The organism is Streptomyces sp. NPDC045701 (genome assembly GCF_056432045.1).
In genome coordinates this window covers 1-18,937 of record NZ_JBWKJV010000011.1, presented here as the reverse complement: position 1 = coordinate 18,937, position 18,937 = coordinate 1, and the positions used below count along the sequence as shown (strand labels likewise).

General features: G+C 71.9%; 17 protein-coding genes and 1 pseudogene. 12 read left to right on the top strand and 6 right to left on the bottom strand.

The genetic code is table 11. The annotated features are described in order from the left end of the window. Nucleotides 1-21: 21 nt before the first annotated feature. Nucleotides 22-942: a peptidoglycan recognition protein family protein gene (locus AC07DW_RS15020; RefSeq protein WP_478858078.1), complete on the bottom strand. Its 921-nt coding sequence runs from the start codon at nucleotides 940-942 to the stop codon at nucleotides 22-24. A 740-nt stretch (nucleotides 943-1,682) separates the two neighbouring features. Between AC07DW_RS15020 and AC07DW_RS15015 the strand changes: the two genes are divergently transcribed. After that, complete coding sequence (locus AC07DW_RS15015) at nucleotides 1,683-1,844, top strand: hypothetical protein (protein WP_189549229.1); 162 nt, start codon at nucleotides 1,683-1,685, stop codon at nucleotides 1,842-1,844. A gap of 457 nt (nucleotides 1,845-2,301) precedes the next feature. Here AC07DW_RS15015 and AC07DW_RS15010 read toward each other — a convergent pair whose 3' ends face one another. The 4 genes from AC07DW_RS15010 to AC07DW_RS14995 all read right to left on the bottom strand — a co-directional run bounded on the left by AC07DW_RS15010 (nucleotide 2,302) and on the right by AC07DW_RS14995 (nucleotide 6,346). Continuing rightward, a complete protein-coding gene (locus tag AC07DW_RS15010) occupies nucleotides 2,302-2,511 on the bottom strand; it encodes a hypothetical protein (protein ID WP_478858077.1) in 210 nt (69 codons plus the stop codon). A 420-nt stretch (nucleotides 2,512-2,931) separates the two neighbouring features. Beyond that, nucleotides 2,932-4,389, bottom strand: a complete 1,458-nt coding sequence (locus AC07DW_RS15005; RefSeq protein WP_478858076.1) for a catalase — start codon at nucleotides 4,387-4,389, stop codon at nucleotides 2,932-2,934. A 180-nt stretch (nucleotides 4,390-4,569) separates the two neighbouring features. After that, a complete protein-coding gene (locus AC07DW_RS15000) occupies nucleotides 4,570-5,460 on the bottom strand; it encodes a 2-hydroxy-3-oxopropionate reductase (protein WP_478858075.1) in 891 nt (296 codons plus the stop codon). A 34-nt stretch (nucleotides 5,461-5,494) separates the two neighbouring features. Next, nucleotides 5,495-6,346, bottom strand: coding sequence for a TIM barrel protein (locus AC07DW_RS14995; protein ID WP_478858074.1), 852 nt, complete (start codon nucleotides 6,344-6,346; stop codon nucleotides 5,495-5,497). Between the two features lie 395 nt (nucleotides 6,347-6,741). On the opposite strand from AC07DW_RS14995, the gene AC07DW_RS14990 reads away from it, so the two are divergent. From AC07DW_RS14990 to AC07DW_RS14950, 9 genes are all read left to right on the top strand, one after another. Continuing rightward, nucleotides 6,742-7,014 carry a YkoF family thiamine-binding protein gene (locus AC07DW_RS14990; protein ID WP_478858073.1) on the top strand — a complete coding sequence of 91 codons (273 nt, stop codon included), beginning with the start codon at nucleotides 6,742-6,744 and terminating at the stop codon, nucleotides 7,012-7,014. Further along, nucleotides 7,011-7,388 (top strand): helix-turn-helix domain-containing protein, encoded by a 378-nt coding sequence (locus AC07DW_RS14985; protein WP_478858072.1) that lies wholly within the window; start codon nucleotides 7,011-7,013, stop codon nucleotides 7,386-7,388. The genes AC07DW_RS14990 and AC07DW_RS14985 overlap by 4 nt, the downstream gene beginning before the upstream one ends. Nucleotides 7,389-7,540: 152 nt before the next feature. Continuing rightward, nucleotides 7,541-8,086, top strand: coding sequence for a 2-oxo-4-hydroxy-4-carboxy-5-ureidoimidazoline decarboxylase (uraD, locus tag AC07DW_RS14980; RefSeq protein WP_478858071.1), 546 nt, complete (start codon nucleotides 7,541-7,543; stop codon nucleotides 8,084-8,086). Further along, a complete protein-coding gene (gene uraH, locus AC07DW_RS14975) occupies nucleotides 8,083-8,487 on the top strand; it encodes a hydroxyisourate hydrolase (protein WP_478858070.1) in 405 nt (134 codons plus the stop codon). The genes uraD and uraH overlap by 4 nt, the downstream gene beginning before the upstream one ends. 7 nt (nucleotides 8,488-8,494) lie before the next feature. Next, nucleotides 8,495-9,418, top strand: coding sequence for a factor-independent urate hydroxylase (pucL, locus tag AC07DW_RS14970; RefSeq protein WP_478858069.1), 924 nt, complete (start codon nucleotides 8,495-8,497; stop codon nucleotides 9,416-9,418). Between the two features lie 70 nt (nucleotides 9,419-9,488). Next, on the top strand, nucleotides 9,489-10,889 hold the full coding sequence (locus AC07DW_RS14965) for a nucleobase:cation symporter-2 family protein (protein WP_478858068.1): 1,401 nt from the start codon (nucleotides 9,489-9,491) through the stop codon (nucleotides 10,887-10,889). An 80-nt stretch (nucleotides 10,890-10,969) separates the two neighbouring features. Next, entirely contained in the window at nucleotides 10,970-12,370 is a 1,401-nt protein-coding gene (locus AC07DW_RS14960) for an 8-oxoguanine deaminase (RefSeq protein WP_478858067.1), read from the top strand. A 274-nt stretch (nucleotides 12,371-12,644) separates the two neighbouring features. After that, nucleotides 12,645-14,120, top strand: a complete 1,476-nt coding sequence (locus AC07DW_RS14955) for a nucleobase:cation symporter-2 family protein (RefSeq protein WP_478858066.1) — start codon at nucleotides 12,645-12,647, stop codon at nucleotides 14,118-14,120. Between the two features lie 265 nt (nucleotides 14,121-14,385). Beyond that, nucleotides 14,386-15,033, top strand: a complete 648-nt coding sequence (locus tag AC07DW_RS14950) for a dihydrofolate reductase family protein (protein WP_478858065.1) — start codon at nucleotides 14,386-14,388, stop codon at nucleotides 15,031-15,033. Nucleotides 15,034-15,276: 243 nt separating this feature from the next. Here AC07DW_RS14950 and AC07DW_RS14945 read toward each other — a convergent pair whose 3' ends face one another. Next, the gene (locus AC07DW_RS14945; protein WP_478858064.1) at nucleotides 15,277-15,858 is read right to left on the bottom strand and encodes a TIGR03086 family metal-binding protein; all 582 of its coding nucleotides are present in this window, start codon (nucleotides 15,856-15,858) and stop codon (nucleotides 15,277-15,279) included. 239 nt (nucleotides 15,859-16,097) lie between these two features. Here AC07DW_RS14945 and AC07DW_RS14940 point away from each other — a divergent pair, with 239 nt between their 5' ends. Continuing rightward, entirely contained in the window at nucleotides 16,098-18,275 is a 2,178-nt protein-coding gene (locus AC07DW_RS14940) for a hypothetical protein (RefSeq protein ID WP_478858063.1), read from the top strand. A gap of 63 nt (nucleotides 18,276-18,338) precedes the next feature. Then, nucleotides 18,339-18,842, top strand: a pseudogene (locus AC07DW_RS14935) (fibronectin type III domain-containing protein); the annotation flags it as partial. Nucleotides 18,843-18,937: the final 95 nt, after the last annotated feature.

Sequence of the window (18,937 nt, the reverse complement as noted above, 5' to 3'; positions counted from 1 at the left end):
CCGTTCCCGTGCCGCCGCCGCTCAGGAGGACCAGCGCAGGGCGCGCAGCACCCGCCAGGTGACGGAGGCGGCGCGGTCGGCCAGGATCTCCACCCGTAACACCTCGTTGGTGTCCAGGACGCCGTTGCGGGTCACCGCGACGTTCAGCACCCCGTTCGCGCCGATCGTGCCGCAGTCGATGGGCAGGTCGTGGGAGCGGTGCTTGGTGGTGAGGTGGTAGTCCTGGAAACGCATGGTGACGCGGGTACCGGCCTGGCCCTTGACCGTGGCGTACGCGGTCGCCGAGTAGGCGCACGGGCCCTGGAGCAGCGCGGCGTCGTTCGCCATGGCCAGTTGCTTGTACTTGCCCGCTTCGAGGACGGGCCCGCCCTCCTGGGTCTCGTTGATGACGGTCGGCATGGGGTCCTCCTGTGACTGGCCGCTCGCCCGGGCGACGATCCCCGGGAAGACGACGTTCTTGAACTGACGCACCCGGGCGTCGCCGGGGCAGGCCGTCCCGCCGCCGGACCACGCCGCGTGCAGCCGGTGGTAGCCGTAACCGGGGTCGGACGCGGTGCGGCACATCCGCAGCGGTATGCCGTGCCGCTGGTGCAGCCACACCCCGAGGCGGATCAGCTGCTCGACCTGACGGTCGGTCCAGGGGTCGGTGTGCTGAAGGTTGGACGCCGTCTCGACGGACACCGCCCCGGTGCCGTCCGGGCGGAGGTTGGCCTGGTAGTTGGCGTCGGCGCGGGTCTCGGTGCCGATGTACTGCCCGAGGTCGCCGTCGTACCCGAGGCCGAAGTGGCTCTCGAGGGAGCTGGTCTGCCAGTACTCGTAGATCCTCTGCGCAGTCCATGGCGCGGCAAGGCTGTGCAGGATGAACTGCGTCGGCCTGATAGCGGGTTGCTGATCGCTCTCGGGTTGCAGCTCCAGTCTTTGCGCGAACGGGCACCAGGCCATCAGGGTGCCTCCTCCGTCTCGGCAACGTCCTCTCGGGGGACATCGGTATGGATGAACTCACTTGTGGCGTCGAGGGCTGTGGTCGTCCTGTGCGGGTGGTGGCTCGGCGGTGGTGCGCGATGCGCTACCGGCGGTGGCAGACCCACGGAGGGACAGGTCCCGCGGCGGCGCACCGCGTGCACGCCGGCGGCCCTACCGTTTCGGCCCGGCGCTGAGAGTTTCCCCGGTGCACCCGGAGGTACATGAGCAGGGGCCTGTGCGCGAGCCGCAACTGGCAACGGGACGCGGGCCGGGAGCTGACCGCGCTGCCGGACCGGAGGCATGCCAAGCCGCATGACCGGAACCCGCAGGGCGAGATCTGTGGGCGCCCCGACGGGGAAGGACGCGCTCTGTCCGTCGACCACGATCACGGCTGCCCCGATGGTGACCTGATACCTGGAGCGGCACGCCTTGCGATAGCGCTGCACCGCACCGTCCCCGCCGGCGCGCCAGTACTCGTGGATCCGGCGCGCGGTCCAGGGAGCCGCAATGCTGTGCAGGATGATCTGGGTGGGCCGGATCGCCGCCTGGGCGTCCGACTCTGGCTGCAACTCCATGCGCGTCGCAGCGGGATACCACGCCATGGCCCCCCTTTCCGGAGCTCTCACAGACACGCGGGGTGAACGTCCAGTGAGGTGATACCCACCCTGCGTAATCGGCACCCATGCGCGCAACCGCCGAATCCGGGGTACCCGTCTCCCATGGCAGACGTAGTGGACGCGGACGAACTGCTGCGCCGTATCCGGGTCACCCGCGACTGGGTGCACGGACAGGAGCAGCAGGCACCGGACGAGATGACGGCAGCGGCGTACGAGGCGGTGAGGAGGGCCCTGGACAAGCTGATCGACCCGTCGTCCGGCTAGCCGGGCGACCCGCGGGCGGCCCCGTCCGGGCGCTGTTCCGGGCGGGGCCGATCGGTCCGCAGCACGCAGCAGCCAGCAGCGCGGGTAAGGACGTCTCCCACGGTAGGGCCCACCACTGACAACGCCGGTTTCCCGGCGGCGGCCGGCAGGGCACCCTCCCGGTGTGTCGCTCGACGGGCTTGGGAGTAATGCACGCACTTGGCGAGGCGGCCCGCCTCGCGGCGGCAGGAGCGGCAGCCTCCGGAGGCGACCCTGGACGTGGCGGCCATGCCCCGGGCGAGGGAGGACTGCGTCTCGTTGATGTCGGTGGACGTCCGCGGCCGTACGAGCGCAACAGGCCCGACGGCGTCGACCCGCGCGAGCCCGCGGCGTACGGCCCGCGCTCCGTCTCGTGCGGTGCACGGTCGCCTCGGGTCGGGCGGTATGCCCCCGGCGGCCCCACGGTGCCGCGACTTGATCAGGCGGCGGGCGGCACCTTCATGGGGACGATGCGCGGCTCGCCGAGGGTGGTGGAGCCGTCCGGGGCGGTGACGACCTCGCGGTAGCGGATGAACCTGCCGCTCACGATCTCGACGTCCTCCGCGATCTTCGCGGGGTCGAGGCCATTCGCCCTGGCCCAGTCCATGGCGGCCGGACCCATCCGGATGACGCGCTTCTTCAAATTCATGCCGCCATCATCCACGCTTCTCGGCGTCGTCGGCGTCGTCGGCGTCCCGGTTCCGCTCGTTCCTGGTCGGGAGCAGGGGAAGAGCGCGGAGCCGGGGGACCGTAAACCCCGGCTCCGCGCTCTGGTCCTCACTTGTCGCGCTCTTGCAGCCGTCCGACGGTGCGAGGCTGGCGCGACAGGACGTTCGCACCGCCGGACGGGGGTTTCGAGGGGGGAGGGACCGCGGCGGTGGCGACGGAGATCCGGCTTGCCCTTCCTTCAGGTCAAGAAGGGGGCCGGAAATCCTTACCACCGCACTGGCACGCGCACCGCCGCGGTCCTCACCTTGTCCGTACCGCCGACCACCCCTCATCCGGGCCCGCGGTGCGGACTGCGTACGGCTGCCGACCTCCCGTCAGGAGCCGTACGCGGTCTGGGCGCTCAGTCCTCGCGCAGGGCGCGGACCGCTTCCTCGACGCGCTTGCCGTAGTCCGGGTCGGCGGCGTGGAAGTGAGCGAGGTTCTTCTCGACGACGTCCTCGCGGGAGACCTGGGACAGGCCGCCGGCGATGTTCGCCACGAGGCGGGACTTCTCCTCCTCCGACATCAGGCGGTACAGCTCGCCCGCCTGGAAGAAGTCGTCGTCCTTGACGTGCTGCGGGGCCGCGTGGGTGCCCGTGTAGCCGGCGACGGCCAGCGGCGCGGAGAGCGCCGCGTCGGTCTGCGCCGGGCCGGAGTACGAGTTGGGCTCGTAGTTCTTGTCGTGGCGCGAGCCGTTGCGGGTGGCCATGAGGCCGTCGCGGCCGTAGTTGTCGGCCACGGTCGCCTTCGGGGCGTTCACCGGGAGCTGGGTGTGGTTGACGCCGAGACGGTAGCGGTGGGCGTCCGCGTAGGCGAACAGTCGGCCCTGGAGCATCTTGTCCGGGGAGGGGCCGATGCCGGGGACGAAGTTGTTCGGCGAGAACGCGGCCTGCTCGACCTCGGCGAAGACGTTGTCCGGGTTGCGGTCGAGGACCAGGCGGCCCACGCGCTGGAGCGGGTAGTCCGCGTGCGGCCACACCTTGGTGAGGTCGAACGGGTTGAAGCGGTAGTCCGCCGCCTCGTGCGCCGGCATGATCTGCACGTACAGGGTCCAGGAGGGGTTCACACCGCGCTCGATGGCCTGGAGCAGGTCGGTCTGGTGCGAGTTGGCGTCCTTGCCGACGACCTCGGCGGCCTGCTCGGACGACAGGCAGCGGATGCCCTGGTTCGTCTTGAAGTGGTACTTGACGAAGAAGGCCTCGCCCTGGGCGTTCGTCCACTGGTAGGTGTGCGAGCCGTAGCCGTTCATGTGGCGGTACGAGGCGGGGATGCCGCGGTCGCCCATCAGCCAGGTGATCTGGTGCGTGGCCTCGGGGGCGTGCGCCCAGAAGTCCCAGACGTTGTCCGGCTCCTGCTTGCCGGTGAACGGGTCGCGCTTCTGCGAGTGGATGAAGTCGGGGAACTTGATCGGGTCCTTGATGAAGAACACCGGGGTGTTGTTGCCGACGAGGTCGTAGTTGCCCTCCTCGGTGTAGAACTTCACCGCGAAACCGCGCGGGTCACGGACCGCGTCCGCGCCGCCGAGGGAGTCGGCGACGGTGGAGAAGCGGAGGAACAGGTCCGTGCGCCTGCCGACCTCGCCCAGGAAGTCCGCCCTGGTGTAGGCGGTGACGTCGTCGGTGACCTCGAAGTAGCCGTACGCACCGGATCCACGGGCGTGCACGACACGCTCCGGGATGCGCTCACGGTTGAAGCGGGCGAGCTTCTCCAGCAGGTGCTGGTCCTGGAGGAGGAGCGGGCCACCGACGCCGGCGGTGGCGGAGTTCTGGTTGTCGGCGACGGGGGCGCCGGACTCGGTCGTAAGCACGCGCTTCGACATCGTGACCTTCCGATACGTACGGGGCTGCTGGCGGTGCGAGGAGCGTAAGGACGCCTCCGAGCTCACGTCAACAGTTCGTTGAAAGTGAAGAAGGGGTGTTCCGGACGGCGCCGCCGCCTGGGCGCGACAGGACAGGTGTCAGCGACGACGCCGCCCGGAAATCTGGAGGAGCCGGAAGGCTCAGACCTGCGAGCCGGAGAGGCGCTCGACGGCGCGCAGCAGGGCGGAGTGGTCCAGGCCGCCGTCGCCCTGCGCGCGCAGGGAGGCGACCAGCTGGGCGACCACGGCGCCGACCGGCAGCGCGGCACCGACGTTGCGGGCGGCGTCGGTCACGATGCCCATGTCCTTGTGGTGCAGGTCGATGCGGAAGCCGGGGGCGAAGTCCCGCTTCAGGAAGTTGTCCTTCTTGCGGGTCAGGACGGTCGAGCCGGCCAGGCCGCCGTTGAGGACGTCCAGCGCCGCCGTGAGGTCCACGCCGGACTTCTCCAGGAAGACCACGGCCTCGGCGCACGCCTGGATGTTGACCGCGACGATCAGCTGGTTGGCGGCCTTCACCGTCTGACCGGAGCCGTGCGGACCGCACAGGACGATGGTCTTGCCGAGCGCCTCGAGGATCGGCAGCGCCGCGTCGAAGTCGGCCTGCTCGCCGCCCACCATGATCGAGAGTACGGCCTCGATGGCTCCGGCCTCGCCGCCGGACACCGGGGCGTCCAGCACGCGGACGCCCTTGTCGGCCGCGGCCTTGGCCAGGTCGACGGAGGTCTGCGGGGTGATCGAGGACATGTCGATCAGCAGGGCGCCCCGCCTGGCGTTCTCGAGGATGCCCTCCGGGCCGTACGCGATGGCCTCGACCTGCGGGGACGCGGGGACCATGGTGATGATCACGTCCGCGTCGGCGACCGCCTCGGCGATCGACTTCGCGGCCGTGCCACCGGCCTTCGCCAGCCGGTCCAGCTTGTCCTGCTCCAGCGTGTAGCCGGTGACCGGGTAACCGGCCTTCAGGAGGTTCTCGGACATGGGCGAGCCCATGATGCCGAGACCGATCCACGCGACCTTGGGGAGCGTGCTCATGAGGGTACCTCTCTCAAAGCTGTTGTACGTGAAGTCAGTTGGCCGCGCGCTGCGGCCGGGGAAGCCACTCGAAGCTCTCCGCGCTCGGGCGGTCGCCGGCCTTGTACTCCAGGCCGACCCAGCCCTCGTAACCGGCCTTCCTCAGGCGGTCGAGCAGGCCGGCGAGGTCGAGGTCGCCGGTGCCCGGCGCGCCTCGGCCCGGGTTGTCGGCGATCTGGACGTGACCGGTCCTGTCGGTGTACTTCTCGATGACCTCGTGGAGGTCCTCGCCGTTCATCGACAGGTGGTAGAGGTCCAGCAGGAACTTGGCGTTGCCAAGGCCCGTGGCCGCGTTGACCTTGTCGACGACCTCGATCGCGGCCGGGGCGCTCACCAGCGGGTAGCGCGGGGACTCCGGCTTGTTGAGGGCCTCGATCAGCAGGATGGCGCCGATCCGGTCGGCCGCGCGGGCCGCCAGCACCAGGTTCTCCAGGGCCAGCTCGTCCTGGGCGGCCGGGTCGACGCCGTCGACACGGTTGCCGTACAGGGCGTTGAGCGCCTTGCAGCCGACGGAGGCGGCGAAGTCCGCGGCCACGCCGATGTTGGCGCGGAAGCGGTCCGACTCCTCACCGGGGACGGACAGGGCGCCGCGGTCGGGGCCGGGCAGCCGCCCGGCGTAGAAGTTCAGGCCGACCAGCTGGGTGCCGGCGTCGTCCAGAGCCTTCCTGAGGGCGTCGAGCTCGCTCTGGTCGGGCGTCGGCGTCTCGATCCAGGGCCACCACAGCTCGACCGCGGTGAAGCCGGCCGCGGCGGCGGCCGCGGCGGCGGCCGCGGGGCGCTCCAGGAGCGGGAGTTCGGTGAAGAGGATCGACAGGTTCACATTGAAGCGCTGGTCCGTGTATCCCATGAGGGGTTCGGCGCTCCTTCCGTATTGCGGAAGTTCGTTTCTGCTTAACGGAAGATTGCCCGGCGTGGGGGAGGGCTGTCAAGGGCGCCGCTCAAAAAAGGCGCCTTCCGGGCGATGCCCCGAAACGTGCGCGCCTCGCTTGTACGCCGCTACAGCCGACCGCCGCCGTCACCCCTGTGACCTGCGCCTTCGCCGCCGTACGCCGAGATGCGGGGCCCCGCGTACAGGCGCCTTGGGTCTGCCGGCCGCCACGGGCCGCGCGGGGCGGCCCCGGGTCCCCGGCCGCGCACCACCCGGCGGCCGGGGACGCGCCGCCGGCGGCCGGGGTGCCTCCCGCGAGGCCGGGGCCGCCGCCCGTCGCACCGCGCGGCACCGCGATTGCTTAACGTGGGGGCATGCAGCGACTGAGAGTGGAGTTCACGACAGAGCCCTTCGATCTCGACGAGGCGCCCGCCCACGCGGTGGTCGCCCGCGAGGTCATCCAGGCGGCCGAGCTGGACGCCGTGGACGTGGGCCCGTTCGGCAACACGGCCGAAGGTGGCGCGGACGCGGTGCTCACCGCGGTCGACGCCCTCCTCCGCCAGGCCCTGGGGGCGGGCGCCACGCGGGTGTCGCTACAGGTCAACGTGATCGGCGAGGCCGGGCAGGGCGGAGGGGGCGAGAAGTGACCGAGCCGGGAGATCACCCTCTGGTCACCGCGGTGAAGCCGCTGGTGGACGCCATGGGCGCCACGCTGCTGGCCCCCGAGCAGGCCGAGGCCGACGACGTCGTCCTCGCCTGGGAGGGGGAGGAGGTCCTCGCCGTCCGGCTGCCGCAGCTCGCCGACTCGCTGGACCACATCCTGGCCGCGATGGAGCGCCGGCACGGCAAGCCGCTGCCGGAGCTGGACCGCAAGACCAAACAGGCGGTCGTCCGTACGCTGGAGGCGCGGGGCGCGTTCTCCGTACGCCACGGCGTGGAGACGGTCGCGGGCGCTCTCGGGGTCAGCCGGTTCACCGTGTACAACTACCTGAACAGGGAGAATGCCGCGAAGAGTGAGTAGCTGACCACAGCGCGCAGTCGGCCGCCGTCCGGATGCCGGGACGGCGGCTTTTGTGTCACCGAAGTTTCAACAAAGTGTTGACGGGGTGTTGCGGCAGGGCGTTAGCTATCCGCAGCCCGTCCAAGCACAGGAAAACAGCCACGGAGGCTCCCGTGACTTCGAGTACACAGCGCCTTTCGGGGGAGACCCCCGAACCCTCCACGGGCCTCACCCGGTTCAACACCGCCAAGGACAGCGACGCGCTCGCCGCCCTGCACGAGGTGTGCGCCAGCTCGGCGTGGGGGAGCAAGCTGCTCGCCCAGCGCCCGTACGCCACCACCGAGGCCCTCCTTCTCGCCAGTGACGCCGCCACGGCCGAGCTGACCGCGGAAGACCTGGCCGAGGCGATGGCGGGGCACCCGCCGATCGGCCGCCCGAAGCCCGGCGACCCGACCTCCTCCCGCGAACAGAGCGGAATGGCCGGCGCCTCCGAGGACCTCAAGACCGAGATGCTCGAACTGAACCTGGCCTACCAGGAGAAGTTCGGACACGTCTTCCTCATCTGCGCCACCGGCCGGACCGGCGAGCAGATGCGCGACGCGGTCCGCGACCGGATCGACAACTCGCCCGAGCGGGAGCGGGAGATCGTCCGCACCGAACTGGGCAAGATCAACCGCATCCGGCTGACCCGTCTCGCAGAGGAAGAGAGCGCCGCATGAGCACCGAGACCACCGCGTCGGTGTCCACGCACATCCTGGACACCAGCATCGGACGCCCCGCCGAGGGCGTCGCCATCTCCCTGTCGGCCCGCAGTGGGTCCGGCGCGCAGTGGGAGGCGCTCGGCGGCTCGGCGACCGACGCGGACGGGCGCTGCAAGGACCTGCCGGCCCTGCCGGAAGGCACCACCCACGTACGCCTCGACTTCGAGACCGAGGCGTACTTCACGCGTTCGAACAACACAGTGAAGCAAGCCGAGGCGCAGCAGGACGCCCCCCGCGTAAGGGACAGCGGCGCGTTCTTCCCGGAGGTGGCGATCACGTTCGCCGTCGTCCCGGGCGAGCACTACCACGTACCGCTGCTGCTCAACCCGTTCGGCTACTCCGTTTACCGAGGGAGCTAGCAGACACATGCCCACGATTCTCGGCCAGAACCAGTACGGCAAAGCAGAGAACCGCGTCGTCAGGATCACGCGGGACGGCGACACCCACCACATCAAGGACCTGAACGTCTCGGTCGCCCTCTCCGGCGACATGGACGACGTCCACTACTCCGGCTCGAACGCCAACGTCCTGCCGACCGACACCACCAAGAACACGGTGTACGCGTTCGCCAAGGAGTACGGCATCGAGTCCGCCGAGCAGTTCGGCATCCACCTCGCCCGTCACTTCGTGACGTCGCAGGAGCCGATCCACCGGGCGCGCATCCGCATCGAGGAGTACGCCTGGGAGCGCATCGAGACCTCCGACGCCAATTCCAAGTTCATCGGCGCCGACGAGGTCAAGCACTCCTTCGTCCGCAAGGGCCAGGAGACCCGCGTCTCGGAGATCACCTACGACGGTGAGAACTGGCAGGTCATCTCCGGCCTGAAGGACCTGGTCGTCATGAACTCCACCAACTCGGAGTTCTGGGGGTACGTGAAGGACAAGTACACCACCCTCCAGGAGGCGTACGACCGCATCCTCGCCACCCAGGTGTCCGGCCGCTGGCGGTTCAACTGGACCGACGACGAACAGCGGATGCCCAACTGGGAGAAGTCCTACGAGCAGGTCAGGAAGCACATGCTCCAGGCCTTCGCGGAGACCTACTCCCTGTCGCTGCAGCAGACGCTGTACCAGATGGGCGCGCGCATCATCAACAACCGGTCGGAGATCGACGAGGTGCGCTTCTCCCTGCCGAACAAGCACCACTTCCTGGTCGACCTCGAGCCGTTCGGTCTGAAGAACGACAACGAGGTCTACTTCGCGGCGGACCGCCCGTACGGCCTCATCGAGGCCACCATCCTCCGGGACGGTGTGGAGCCGCAGATCCCGGTCGACATGACCAACCTCTGATTGCCAGGCCGATGACCGCCCCGCCCGCCCTCAAGGAGAGCGGGGCGGCACCGGACCGGAGGGACCAGCAATGGCACAGCCTGCACCGGGGCCCGCACCAGAAGGCCCGTGTTCCACCCCACCGGAGAAGATCCCCTGTCACCCGGTGGACGAAAAGCTCCCCTTCTCGCGGCTCGTCCCCGCCGCACTCCAGCACATCGCCGCCATGTACGCGGGCGTCGTCACCCCTCCGCTCATCATCGGCCAGGCCGCCGGCCTGGACACCGCCGGGATGACCCGGCTGATCGCGGCGAGCCTGCTCATCGCCGGCCTCGCCACCATCCTCCAGACCGTCGGCGTCGCGGGCTTCGCGGGGAACCGGCTCCCGTTCGTCAACGCCGCCTCCTCCGCCGGCATCGCGCCCATGCTCGCCATCGCCGAGACCAGCGTCCCGGGCCGGCAACTTCCCGCCATCTACGGCGCCGTGATGGTCGCCGGGGTGTTCTGCCTCGTCGTCGGCCCCTTCTTCGGCCGGCTCCTGCGCTTCTTCCCGCCGCTCGTCACCGGGGTCGTTATCACTCTCATCGGGGTGACCCTGATGCCGGTACCGGTGAGCTGGGCGCAGGGCGGGGACAAGCACGCCGCCGACTTCGGCGCCACGAGGTACCTGGCGCTCGCCGCCTTCACCCTCGTCGTCATCCTGCTCTTCCAGCGCTTCGGCCGGGGATTCGTCAAGCAGATCGCCCTGCTGCTCGGCCTGTTCATCGGTACCCTCGCCGCGATCCCCTTCGGCATGGCGGACTTCGCCGCCCTGAAGGAGGCGCCGGTCGCGGCCCTGCCCGCGCCCTTCGCCTTCGGCGCCCCCGACTTCCAGCCCGCCGCGATCCTCTCCCTGTGCATCGTGATGCTGGTGCTGATGACCGAGTCCAGCGCCGGAATGCTGGCCCTCGGCGAGATCTGCGAACGCCGCACCGACGGCCGGACCATCACCCGGGGCCTGCGCACGGACGGCATCGCCACCCTGATCGGCCCCGTCTTCGGGGGGTTCCCCACCTCGGCCTTCGCACAGAACGTCGGCGTCGTCTCCCTCACCCGGGTGCGCAGCCGCTACGTCGTCGCCGTCGCCGGCGGCGCGCTCCTGGTCCTCGGGATCTTCCCGGTGCTGGGCGCGGTCGTCTCGCTCGTCCCCATGCCCGTCCTGGGCGGCGCCGGTATCGTCCTGTTCGGCTCGATCGCGGTCAGCGGCATCCGTACGCTCTCCGAAGCCGGGCTCGACGACAGCTCCAACATCATCCTGGTGGCCGTCGCCCTGGGAGCGGGCATCATCCCGCTCGCCGCTCCCACTTTCTACGCACAGTTCCCGGCCTGGGCACAGACCGTACTCGGCTCCGGGATCAGCGCGGGAGCGCTCGTCGCGGTCCTGCTGAACCTGTTCTTCCACCACCTCGGCACCCGGAGCCCTCACACGGCCCCGGCACTCAAATCCTCCTAGGGTCCTGCCGTGCCCTCCCCCGGGGACTCCCGTCCACGGGGGACCCCCAGCCACCGCCACTGACAGAAGAAGGAAGCACCATGGCACCTTCGGCAGCCCAGAGCGCGCCCCAGCGCATCGTGATCGAGAACTGCGCGATCGCGACCGTCGACGCCCACGACACCGAGTACGCCTCGGGCCACCTGGTCATCGCGGACAACAGGATCGAGTCGGTCGGAGCGGGCAAGGCCCCCCGGGGGCTGGAGAACGTCGTACGGCGCCTGGACGCCACCGGCCACCTGGTCACCCCCGGCCTGATCAACACGCACCACCACTTCTACCAGTGGATCACCCGGGGCCTGGCCACCGACCACAACCTCTTCAACTGGCTGGTCGCCCTCTACCCCACGTGGGCGCGCATCGACGAGCGGATGGGGTACGCGGCGGCCCAGGGCTCCCTGGGCATGATGGCCCGCGGCGGCGTCACCACCGCCATGGACCACCACTACGTCTACCCGAAGAACTCCGGCGACCTGTCCGGCGCCATCATCAAGGCCGCGTCCGAGATGGGTGTCCGCTTCACCCTCGCCCGCGGCTCCATGGACCGCAGCGAGAAGGACGGCGGTCTGCCGCCGGACTTCGCCGTCGAGACCCTCGAAGGCGCCCTCGCCGCCACCGAGGAGACCGTCAAGAAGCACCACGACGCCTCCTTCGACGCCATGACCCAGGTCGCCGTCGCCCCCTGCTCACCGTTCTCCGTCTCCACCGAGCTGCTCAGGCAGGGTGCCGAGCTGGCCCGCCGCCTCGGCGTACGGCTGCACACCCACGGCTCGGAGACCGTGGAGGAGGAGCAGTTCTGCAAGGAACTGTTCGGCATGGGCCCCACGGACTACTTCGAGTCCACCGGCTGGCTCGGTGAGGACGTGTGGATGGCGCACTGCGTCCACATGAACGACTCCGACATCGAGGCCTTCGCCCGGACGAGGACCGGCGTGGCCCACTGCCCGTCGTCCAACGCCCGCCTCGCCGCCGGCATCGCCCGCGTACCCGACATGCTCAAGGCCGGTGTGCCGGTGGGCCTCGGCGTCGACGGCACCGCCTCCAACGAGTCCGGTGAGCTCCACACCGAGCTGCGCAACGCGCTGCTGATCAACCGCCTGAACCCGGTGCACCGCGAGGCCGCCCTGAACGCCCGCCAGGCCCTGCGCCTGGGGACGTACGGCGGCGCGCAGGTCCTCGGCCGGGCCTCGCAGATCGGCTCCCTGGAAGCCGGCAAGCTCGCCGACCTGGTGCTGTGGAAGCTCGACACGCTCGCCCACGCCTCCATCGCCGACCCGGTGACCGCCCTGGTCTTCGGTGCGGCGGCGCCGGTCACCGCGTCGTTCGTCAACGGCAGGCAGATCGTCGCGGACAACCGTCTGCTGACGGTCGACGAGGACGCCATCGCGCGCTCCACCCGGGACGAGGCCCAGCGCCTCGCCCGTATCGCCGCCCAGGGCTGACCTCCTGGTGGCGCACATCGCCGCCCGCGCCTGACGCGGGTGGGCGATCCACGAAGTCCGGTCGAGGGGGACGGCCCTCGACCGGTCGCCGCGGACCCGAGCGGGGTCCGCGGCAGCCGGACCGGGGGGTGCCGTACCGCAAGGAGGTACGCACCCCCCGGAACGGTGAAGGGTGTCGGCATCGCTGACGGCACACCCCCCCCGGGCGCAACACCTGCACCACCTCCCTGAAACCCACGTCCCCGAGCACGTGTAACCGACCGGAGGAACCCACGTGGCCGCCAAGCCCAGGTTTCGCAACGACGCAGACGCCCCCGACGCCCCCGAGGGCGCCGGCGCAGGAGCCGCCCCGGCGGACCGGAAGCACCCGGTCGACGAGACGCTCCCGCCCCTGAAGATGTTCACCAGCGGCCTCCAGCACGTGGCCGCCATGTACGCGGGCGTGGTGGCCCCGCCCCTGATCGTCGGAGCCGCAGTCGGGCTCTCAGGCACCGAACTCACCTTCCTCACCGGCGCCAGCCTCTTCACCGCCGGCCTCGCCACCTTCCTGCAGACCCTCGGCGTCTGGAAGATCGGCGCCCGGCTGCCGTTCGTCAACGGCGTCACCTTCGCCGGTGTCGCCCCGATGCTCGCCATCGTCGACACCACCGACGACAAGGCCGACGCCCTCCCGGTCATCTTCGGCGCGATCATCGTCGCCGGCCTGCTGGGCTTCATCGCCGCCCCGTACTTCAGCAAGCTGGTCCGGTTCTTCCCGCCGGTCGTCACGGGCACCGTCATCACCCTGATCGGGGTCTCCCTGCTGCCGGTCGCCTTCGGCTGGGCCCAGGGGCCCAATCCGGCGGCGAAGGACTACGGGTCGACCACGTACCTCACCCTCGCGGCGATCACCCTGGCCCTGGTCCTGGTGCTGCGGCGGTTCACCCGGGGGTTCGTCAAGCAGATCGCCGTCCTCATCGGCCTGGTCCTGGGCACGCTGATCGCCATCCCGTTCGGCGTCACCGACTTCAGCCCCGTCACCGAGGCGGACATCGTCGGCTTCCCGGTGCCGTTCCACTTCGGGGCACCGCAGTTCGCCCTCGCCGCGATCATCTCCATGTGCGTGGTGATGCTCGTCTCGATGACCGAGTCGACCGCCGACATGCTGGCGCTCGGTGAAATCGTCGAACGGCCCGCCGACGAGAAAACCATCGCGGCCGGCCTGCGCGCCGACACCCTCGGCTCGGCCATCAGCCCGCTGTTCAACGGCTTCATGTGCAGCGCCTTCGCGCAGAACATCGGGCTCGTCGCCATGACCAGGATCCGCAGCCGGTTCGTGGTCGCGGCGGGCGGTGGCTTCCTGGTCCTCATGGGACTGTCGCCGGTCGCCGCCTCCCTCATCTCGGTCGTGCCGCGCCCGGTGCTCGGCGGCGCGGGCGTCGTCCTCTTCGGCTCGGTCGCGGCCAGCGGCATCCAGACCCTGGTCAAGGCCGGCCTGGAGAAGGACAACAACGTCCTGATCGTGGCCGTCTCGCTGGCCGTGGGCATCATCCCGATCACCGCGCCGGAGTTCTACCACGCCTTCCCGGAGACCGCGAAGATCATCCTTGACTCCGGCATCTCCACCGGCTGCGTCGCCGCCGTCCTGCTCAACCTGGTCTTCAACCATCTGGGCAAGGGAGGCCGCGACGCCGACGAGGTCACCGCCCCCATGGAACCGGGGGAGGAGATCTCCGAGACCCGCGCCGCCAGGCCGGCACCGGCGCACTGACGGCCGCAGGGCCGGATCGGTGGGCGCGTACGGCACCGCCGGTGCCGTACGCGCCCGCGCGCCCGTTCAGGCCCCGCGCCAACGCCATCCGGCGGGGGCGTCGATGCCGGCGACGAGCGGGCCGTAGCGGGAGCGGGTGTCGTCGTCCCGGGCGCGGCGGCTTCCCGCCCGTCCGGGCGCACGTCCGACCGGTCACGGACGGAGCGATGATGTTCTTCGGCCCGGGGAGTCTCACCACCGTTGTCCGACAACTCTGGAGGAACACGTGGCTCAGCTGTTGCGAGTCCAGAACTTCACCGTCTCGAGTGACGGCATCGGTGCCGGCGAGCACCAGACCTTCGAGAACCCGTTCGGCCACGGCGTCGATCCCGCGAAGCTGTTCGCGTGGGCCGGCGCCACGGCGAGCTGGCCCAGGCGCACGGATCCCGGCGGGAGCCGGGGTCTCGACGACTACTTCACGCGGGACTACCCGCGCAACATCGGTGCCGAGATCATGGGCCGCAACAAGTTCGGGCCCCAGCGCGGGCCCTGGAACGACCACGAGTGGCTCGGCTGGTGGGGCGACGAGCCGCCGTTCCGCACCCCGGTGTTCGTCATGACCCACCACAGGCGTCCGTCGTTCACGCTGTCCGACACCACGTTCCACTTCGTGGACGGCGACCCGGCCACGGTCCTCGAGCAGGCGCGGGAGGCGGCGCGGGGCAAGGACGTCCGACTCGGCGGCGGGGTCACCACCGTCCGGCAGTTCCTCGACGCCGACCTCGTCGACACCATGCATGTGGCGGTCTCACCGGTGAAGCTCGGGTCCGGACTGCGACTGTGGGAGTCACCCGATGAGCTGCTCGACCGGTTCCACCTGGAGGTCGTGCCCAGCCCGAGCGGCATGACGCACCACCTGTTCTGGCGAAAGTGACCGAACCTCAGGGCAGTCCCGGCCGGCCGTTGCGCCCCGGGCTGCCCCGAGGGGGCCGGCGAGTCCGCCCCGGGCGGTCAGCCGGCCCCTGGGGGGTACCCCGGCTCGTGCCCGGGTGGACGCGAGCCGGTGCGACCGGTCCCGGGAGAGTCACCTCCCGCCACGGCTACTGAGGCGCCCGGGCCCCGTCCGGAGCGCGGTACGGGGCCCAGGGGGCGGGTACTGACAGGGCACGCACCGGGGTCAGGCGTTCGCCGAGGGGCTCCAGTCGGGGCGGCGGCCGCTGAGGCCGACCACACGGTCGAGCAGCGGAGCGCCGTCCGGTACCGGTACGGGCCGGCCGAACGGGCTCTCGTCGGAGTCCTCGGCGGCGGAGGCGAGCAGGGCGCGGGAGGCCTCCAGGGACGCTTCGTCCGGCGCGTACTCCTGGCCGGTGGCCCGCGCCAGGTCCCACCCGTGGACCAGCACCTCGTTCAGCGCGACCAGCCCCGCCACCTCGCCCGGCAGGACGACCCCGCCCGCCCGGGTGGTGCCCGCCCAGGCGTCCGGCGCCCGCCACACGACGGCGAGCTCGTCGAGCCGGCGGGGGAGCGCGGCGCGCCAGTCGTCGCCGAGGGGCGGCAGGCCGTTCTGCGGGCTGGTGTCGGTGGTGGGCCCGAACGCCTTCCTCCCGGCGTCCCGGAAGGCGACCGCGAGCCCCGCCAGATGGGCCAGCAGGTCCCGGACGGTGTAGTCCGGGCAGGGCGTCGGGCCGTCGAGCCGGTCGTCGGTGACGCCGTCCAGCAGTTCCGCCACCCGGCGCGTCGCGGGTCCGAGATCGAGCATGGCCGCCTCCGTGTGCATGTCCATGTGGGGGCAGACCGCCGACGGCCCGGAAACTCATCGGTCCACCGGACCGGAGGCGGGCGCCGCACGCGCGTGCCCGCCGTCCGCTCGCCGCAGCCCCGCCCACCGGGCCGTCGCGTGCCCCACCGCGCGCCCACCGGGCGACGGCGTCGCCCGAACGGGCTAGCCACCCGGGCGCGCGACCGCGCCGACGCGGACGGGGCCCATACGCTCCCCGAGTGACCGTTCTCCGTACACCCGCTCCGAACACCGGACTCGCGGACTTCCTGGCCCGGGCGGACAAGGAACGCGAGGCCCGCGGCGGAGCCCCCCTGCCCTCGCGCCCCGCGGACGCCGTCCTGACACTGCTCGCCCTGCGCGGGGCCGACCGCAGGACCGGTGTCCCCGAGCCGACGGCGAGACTCCTGGGCCCGCTGCTCCACGAGGACCTGCCCGTACTGCTGTGGGGCACCCCGGCGGAGGTCGACGCGGTCCCGGAGGTGCTCACCGCGCTCGCCGACCGGCTCCGGGACGCCGGGCGGCTCAACGCCAAGCGGCACGCCCGGCTGCTCGCCGCGATCGAGGAGGCCGTACCGGAGTTCCGCCGGGCCATGGCCGACCCGTGGAACCTGACCTGGCCGCGCTGGTACGCGTCCCTGCTGCGCGACGACGGCGTGGACGCCGGCGACGCCGGCGCCGTACGGGCGTGGCTCGCGGTCCACGAGGACACCCCGCACGCCGACCGTCCGGCCCTCCCCGCCCCGCTGCACCGCTCCGACGTCGCCGCCCGCACCTTCGCGGTCCGCGTCCGGCTGGCCGAGGCGCTGCTCGCGGCCTTCGCCCGCGACGTGGAGACGCCGTCCCCGGCCGGCCCGCTGCTGCCCGGCCTGCTCCTGGACACCGACCGCCCCGACGAGGAGCTCCCCGCCGAGCTGGAGCGGATCGCCGCCGCGCTCGGCGACCGCTGGACGGCCGCGGGCCTGGGCGACGCGCTCGCCGAACCGGACGGCCCGCACGCCGCCCTCGCGCCCGGCCCCGAGTCGATCCCCCACTTCGCCCTCGCGGACCGGCTGCTCGGCGAACACCTCGACTACTACGGCGACGCGACCAGGCCCCTCCCTCCACCGCCCGGACCGCCCGCCCGGGACGCGATCCGGGCGCTGCTGCACGCCGCCCCGCTGCCGGCCGCCCTCGCGGCGGGCTCCGGCGACGCGCCCCCCGCGATCGCCGAGCGCTGCTTCACCGGACCGGCCGCCACGGTCTGGACGGACGGCACCCCCGAGGAGTTGACCGACCTCGCGGCGGACATCCTGGCGGCGGTCGTCGAGGACGTCGGCGCCACCTCCGGCTCGGAGTACGCGCCGGACGCCGCGCACCTGCTGTACGCGCTGTACGAGCGGGGCGGCACCGCCGACTCCGTCGTACGCAAGGCGGCCGAGAGCGGCGGCCTGCCGGTCGACCCGGACCTGGAGGACGCCCCCGTCCCGGTCCCGGAGGGCGGGCCGGACGGGCGGCCGTACACGATCCCGTCCCCCGACCGGCTCCCCGACCTCCTGGGCGCCCCGGCCCCGGGGGACGAGGACCTGGCGGACCTGGAGGCCCACGCCCGGGCCCTGGCGGACGTGGTCGACCGGCTGGCCGCGACGGGCTGCGTCTTCCGGGCGGGTGACGCGTACGGCCTCACACCGCTGGGCGGAGCCGTGCTCCGGCGCGTCCTGACCGCCGGTCACGTCGCGGCCCCCGGCGACGAGGAGGTCTCGGAGTGGGAGGCCGCCGAGGTGGTCGCCGCCGTCGGGAGCTGGCCGGAGCGGACGGCCGCCGACACGCTGTCGCGGTGGACGGCGGGCCGGGGCGTCACCGCCTGGGGCGAGCTGCTCGGCGCCGTCGAGGCGGCCAAGGGCGCGGACTTCCGCGGCGTCGACACCGCCGCGCTGTACGCCCGCCTCGCGCTCGCCGCCGTCCCCGCCGAGGCCCTGCGCGGCGCGCTCGCCCACCCCGCCACCGGGGCCCGCGCCCACCGGCTGCTGACCGCGCGGGGGGAGGCGACCCCCCAGGACGCCGAGCGTGTGCCGCCCGCCGCCCGCGCGGTGCTGACCCTGGAGGAGCTGGACGGCCACCGGCACCGGGACCTGCGCGCCCACCCGCCCGCCGCCGAAGGGGAGGAGCCGTACGCGGGCGCCGCGCCCCGGACGCTGCCCGGCGCCTTCGACGCCGCCGCCTCCCACTGGCCCGGCGGCGCCCGCGCCCTGGCCGAGGCACTGGTCCGGGCCGACCGGGACACCGCCCGCGACGTCATGGACGCCCTCGCCGCCCACCATCCCGACCCGCGGGTCACGGCGCTGGCCGAGCGCACCGGGAAGGCGCTGCGACGGACGGACGCGGGGAAGCGCCGCGACCGATGGCGTCCGCGCTCTTGAAGCCTCTCCCCACGTATGCCATACAGGTCTGGACCAATATCCAGTCGTACGTGGAGGCCGACCGTGCAACGCCCCCTCACCGCCGCCGTGCCGACCGTCGTCGCCGTCCTCCTGCTCAGCGCGTGCGGCGGCGGCGCGGACGCGGACGAGGCCAGGGACACCGAACGCCCCTCCACCCCCGCCGGGGTCACCGCCCAGGCCGGCAGCGCCACCTCCGTCCACGTCATGTGGGAGCGCTCGACGGACGACCGGGGCGTCACCGGCTACGACGTGCTCCACAAGGGCCGCAAGGTCGCGGCGGTCCCCGCCGGCCGGACCATGGTCGACGTGGAGCGGCTGACGCCCTCGACCGCGTACAGCTTCACCGTCCGCGCCCGGGACGCCGCCGGCAACCTGTCCGCGCCCAGCGCCGCCGTACCCGTGACCACCCCCGCGGCCGCCCCGGACGACACCACGCCGCCCACCCGTCCGCCGGCCCTGCGCGGCGCGGTGGAGGGCAGCCGGGCGGTCACCCTCACCTGGGGGCGCGCCACCGATGCCGCCGGGGTCACCGCCTACGACATCTACTGTCCTGCGCCGGGAATTCGATTAAGATATGAGGCCAGGCGTTCGAGGATCTCGTCGGCGCTCTTCGTCCATGTGAAGGGGCGGGGGTTCTCATT

Excerpts from the sequence above, each read along its gene's own strand:
- AC07DW_RS15020 (WP_478858078.1), bottom strand. The coding sequence starts at position 942 with ATGGCCTGGTGCCCGTTCGCGCAAAGACTGGAGCTGCAACCCGAGAGC.
- AC07DW_RS15015 (WP_189549229.1), top strand. The coding sequence starts at position 1,683 with ATGGCAGACGTAGTGGACGCGGACGAACTGCTGCGCCGTATCCGGGTC.
- AC07DW_RS15010 (WP_478858077.1), bottom strand. The coding sequence starts at position 2,511 with ATGAATTTGAAGAAGCGCGTCATCCGGATGGGTCCGGCCGCCATGGAC.
- AC07DW_RS15005 (WP_478858076.1), bottom strand. The coding sequence starts at position 4,389 with ATGTCGAAGCGCGTGCTTACGACCGAGTCCGGCGCCCCCGTCGCCGAC.
- AC07DW_RS15000 (WP_478858075.1), bottom strand. The coding sequence starts at position 5,460 with ATGAGCACGCTCCCCAAGGTCGCGTGGATCGGTCTCGGCATCATGGGC.
- AC07DW_RS14995 (WP_478858074.1), bottom strand. The coding sequence starts at position 6,346 with ATGGGATACACGGACCAGCGCTTCAATGTGAACCTGTCGATCCTCTTC.
- AC07DW_RS14990 (WP_478858073.1), top strand. The coding sequence starts at position 6,742 with ATGCAGCGACTGAGAGTGGAGTTCACGACAGAGCCCTTCGATCTCGAC.
- uraH (WP_478858070.1), top strand. The coding sequence starts at position 8,083 with ATGAGCACCGAGACCACCGCGTCGGTGTCCACGCACATCCTGGACACC.
- pucL (WP_478858069.1), top strand. The coding sequence starts at position 8,495 with ATGCCCACGATTCTCGGCCAGAACCAGTACGGCAAAGCAGAGAACCGC.
- AC07DW_RS14965 (WP_478858068.1), top strand. The coding sequence starts at position 9,489 with ATGGCACAGCCTGCACCGGGGCCCGCACCAGAAGGCCCGTGTTCCACC.
- AC07DW_RS14960 (WP_478858067.1), top strand. The coding sequence starts at position 10,970 with ATGGCACCTTCGGCAGCCCAGAGCGCGCCCCAGCGCATCGTGATCGAG.
- AC07DW_RS14945 (WP_478858064.1), bottom strand. The coding sequence starts at position 15,858 with ATGCTCGATCTCGGACCCGCGACGCGCCGGGTGGCGGAACTGCTGGAC.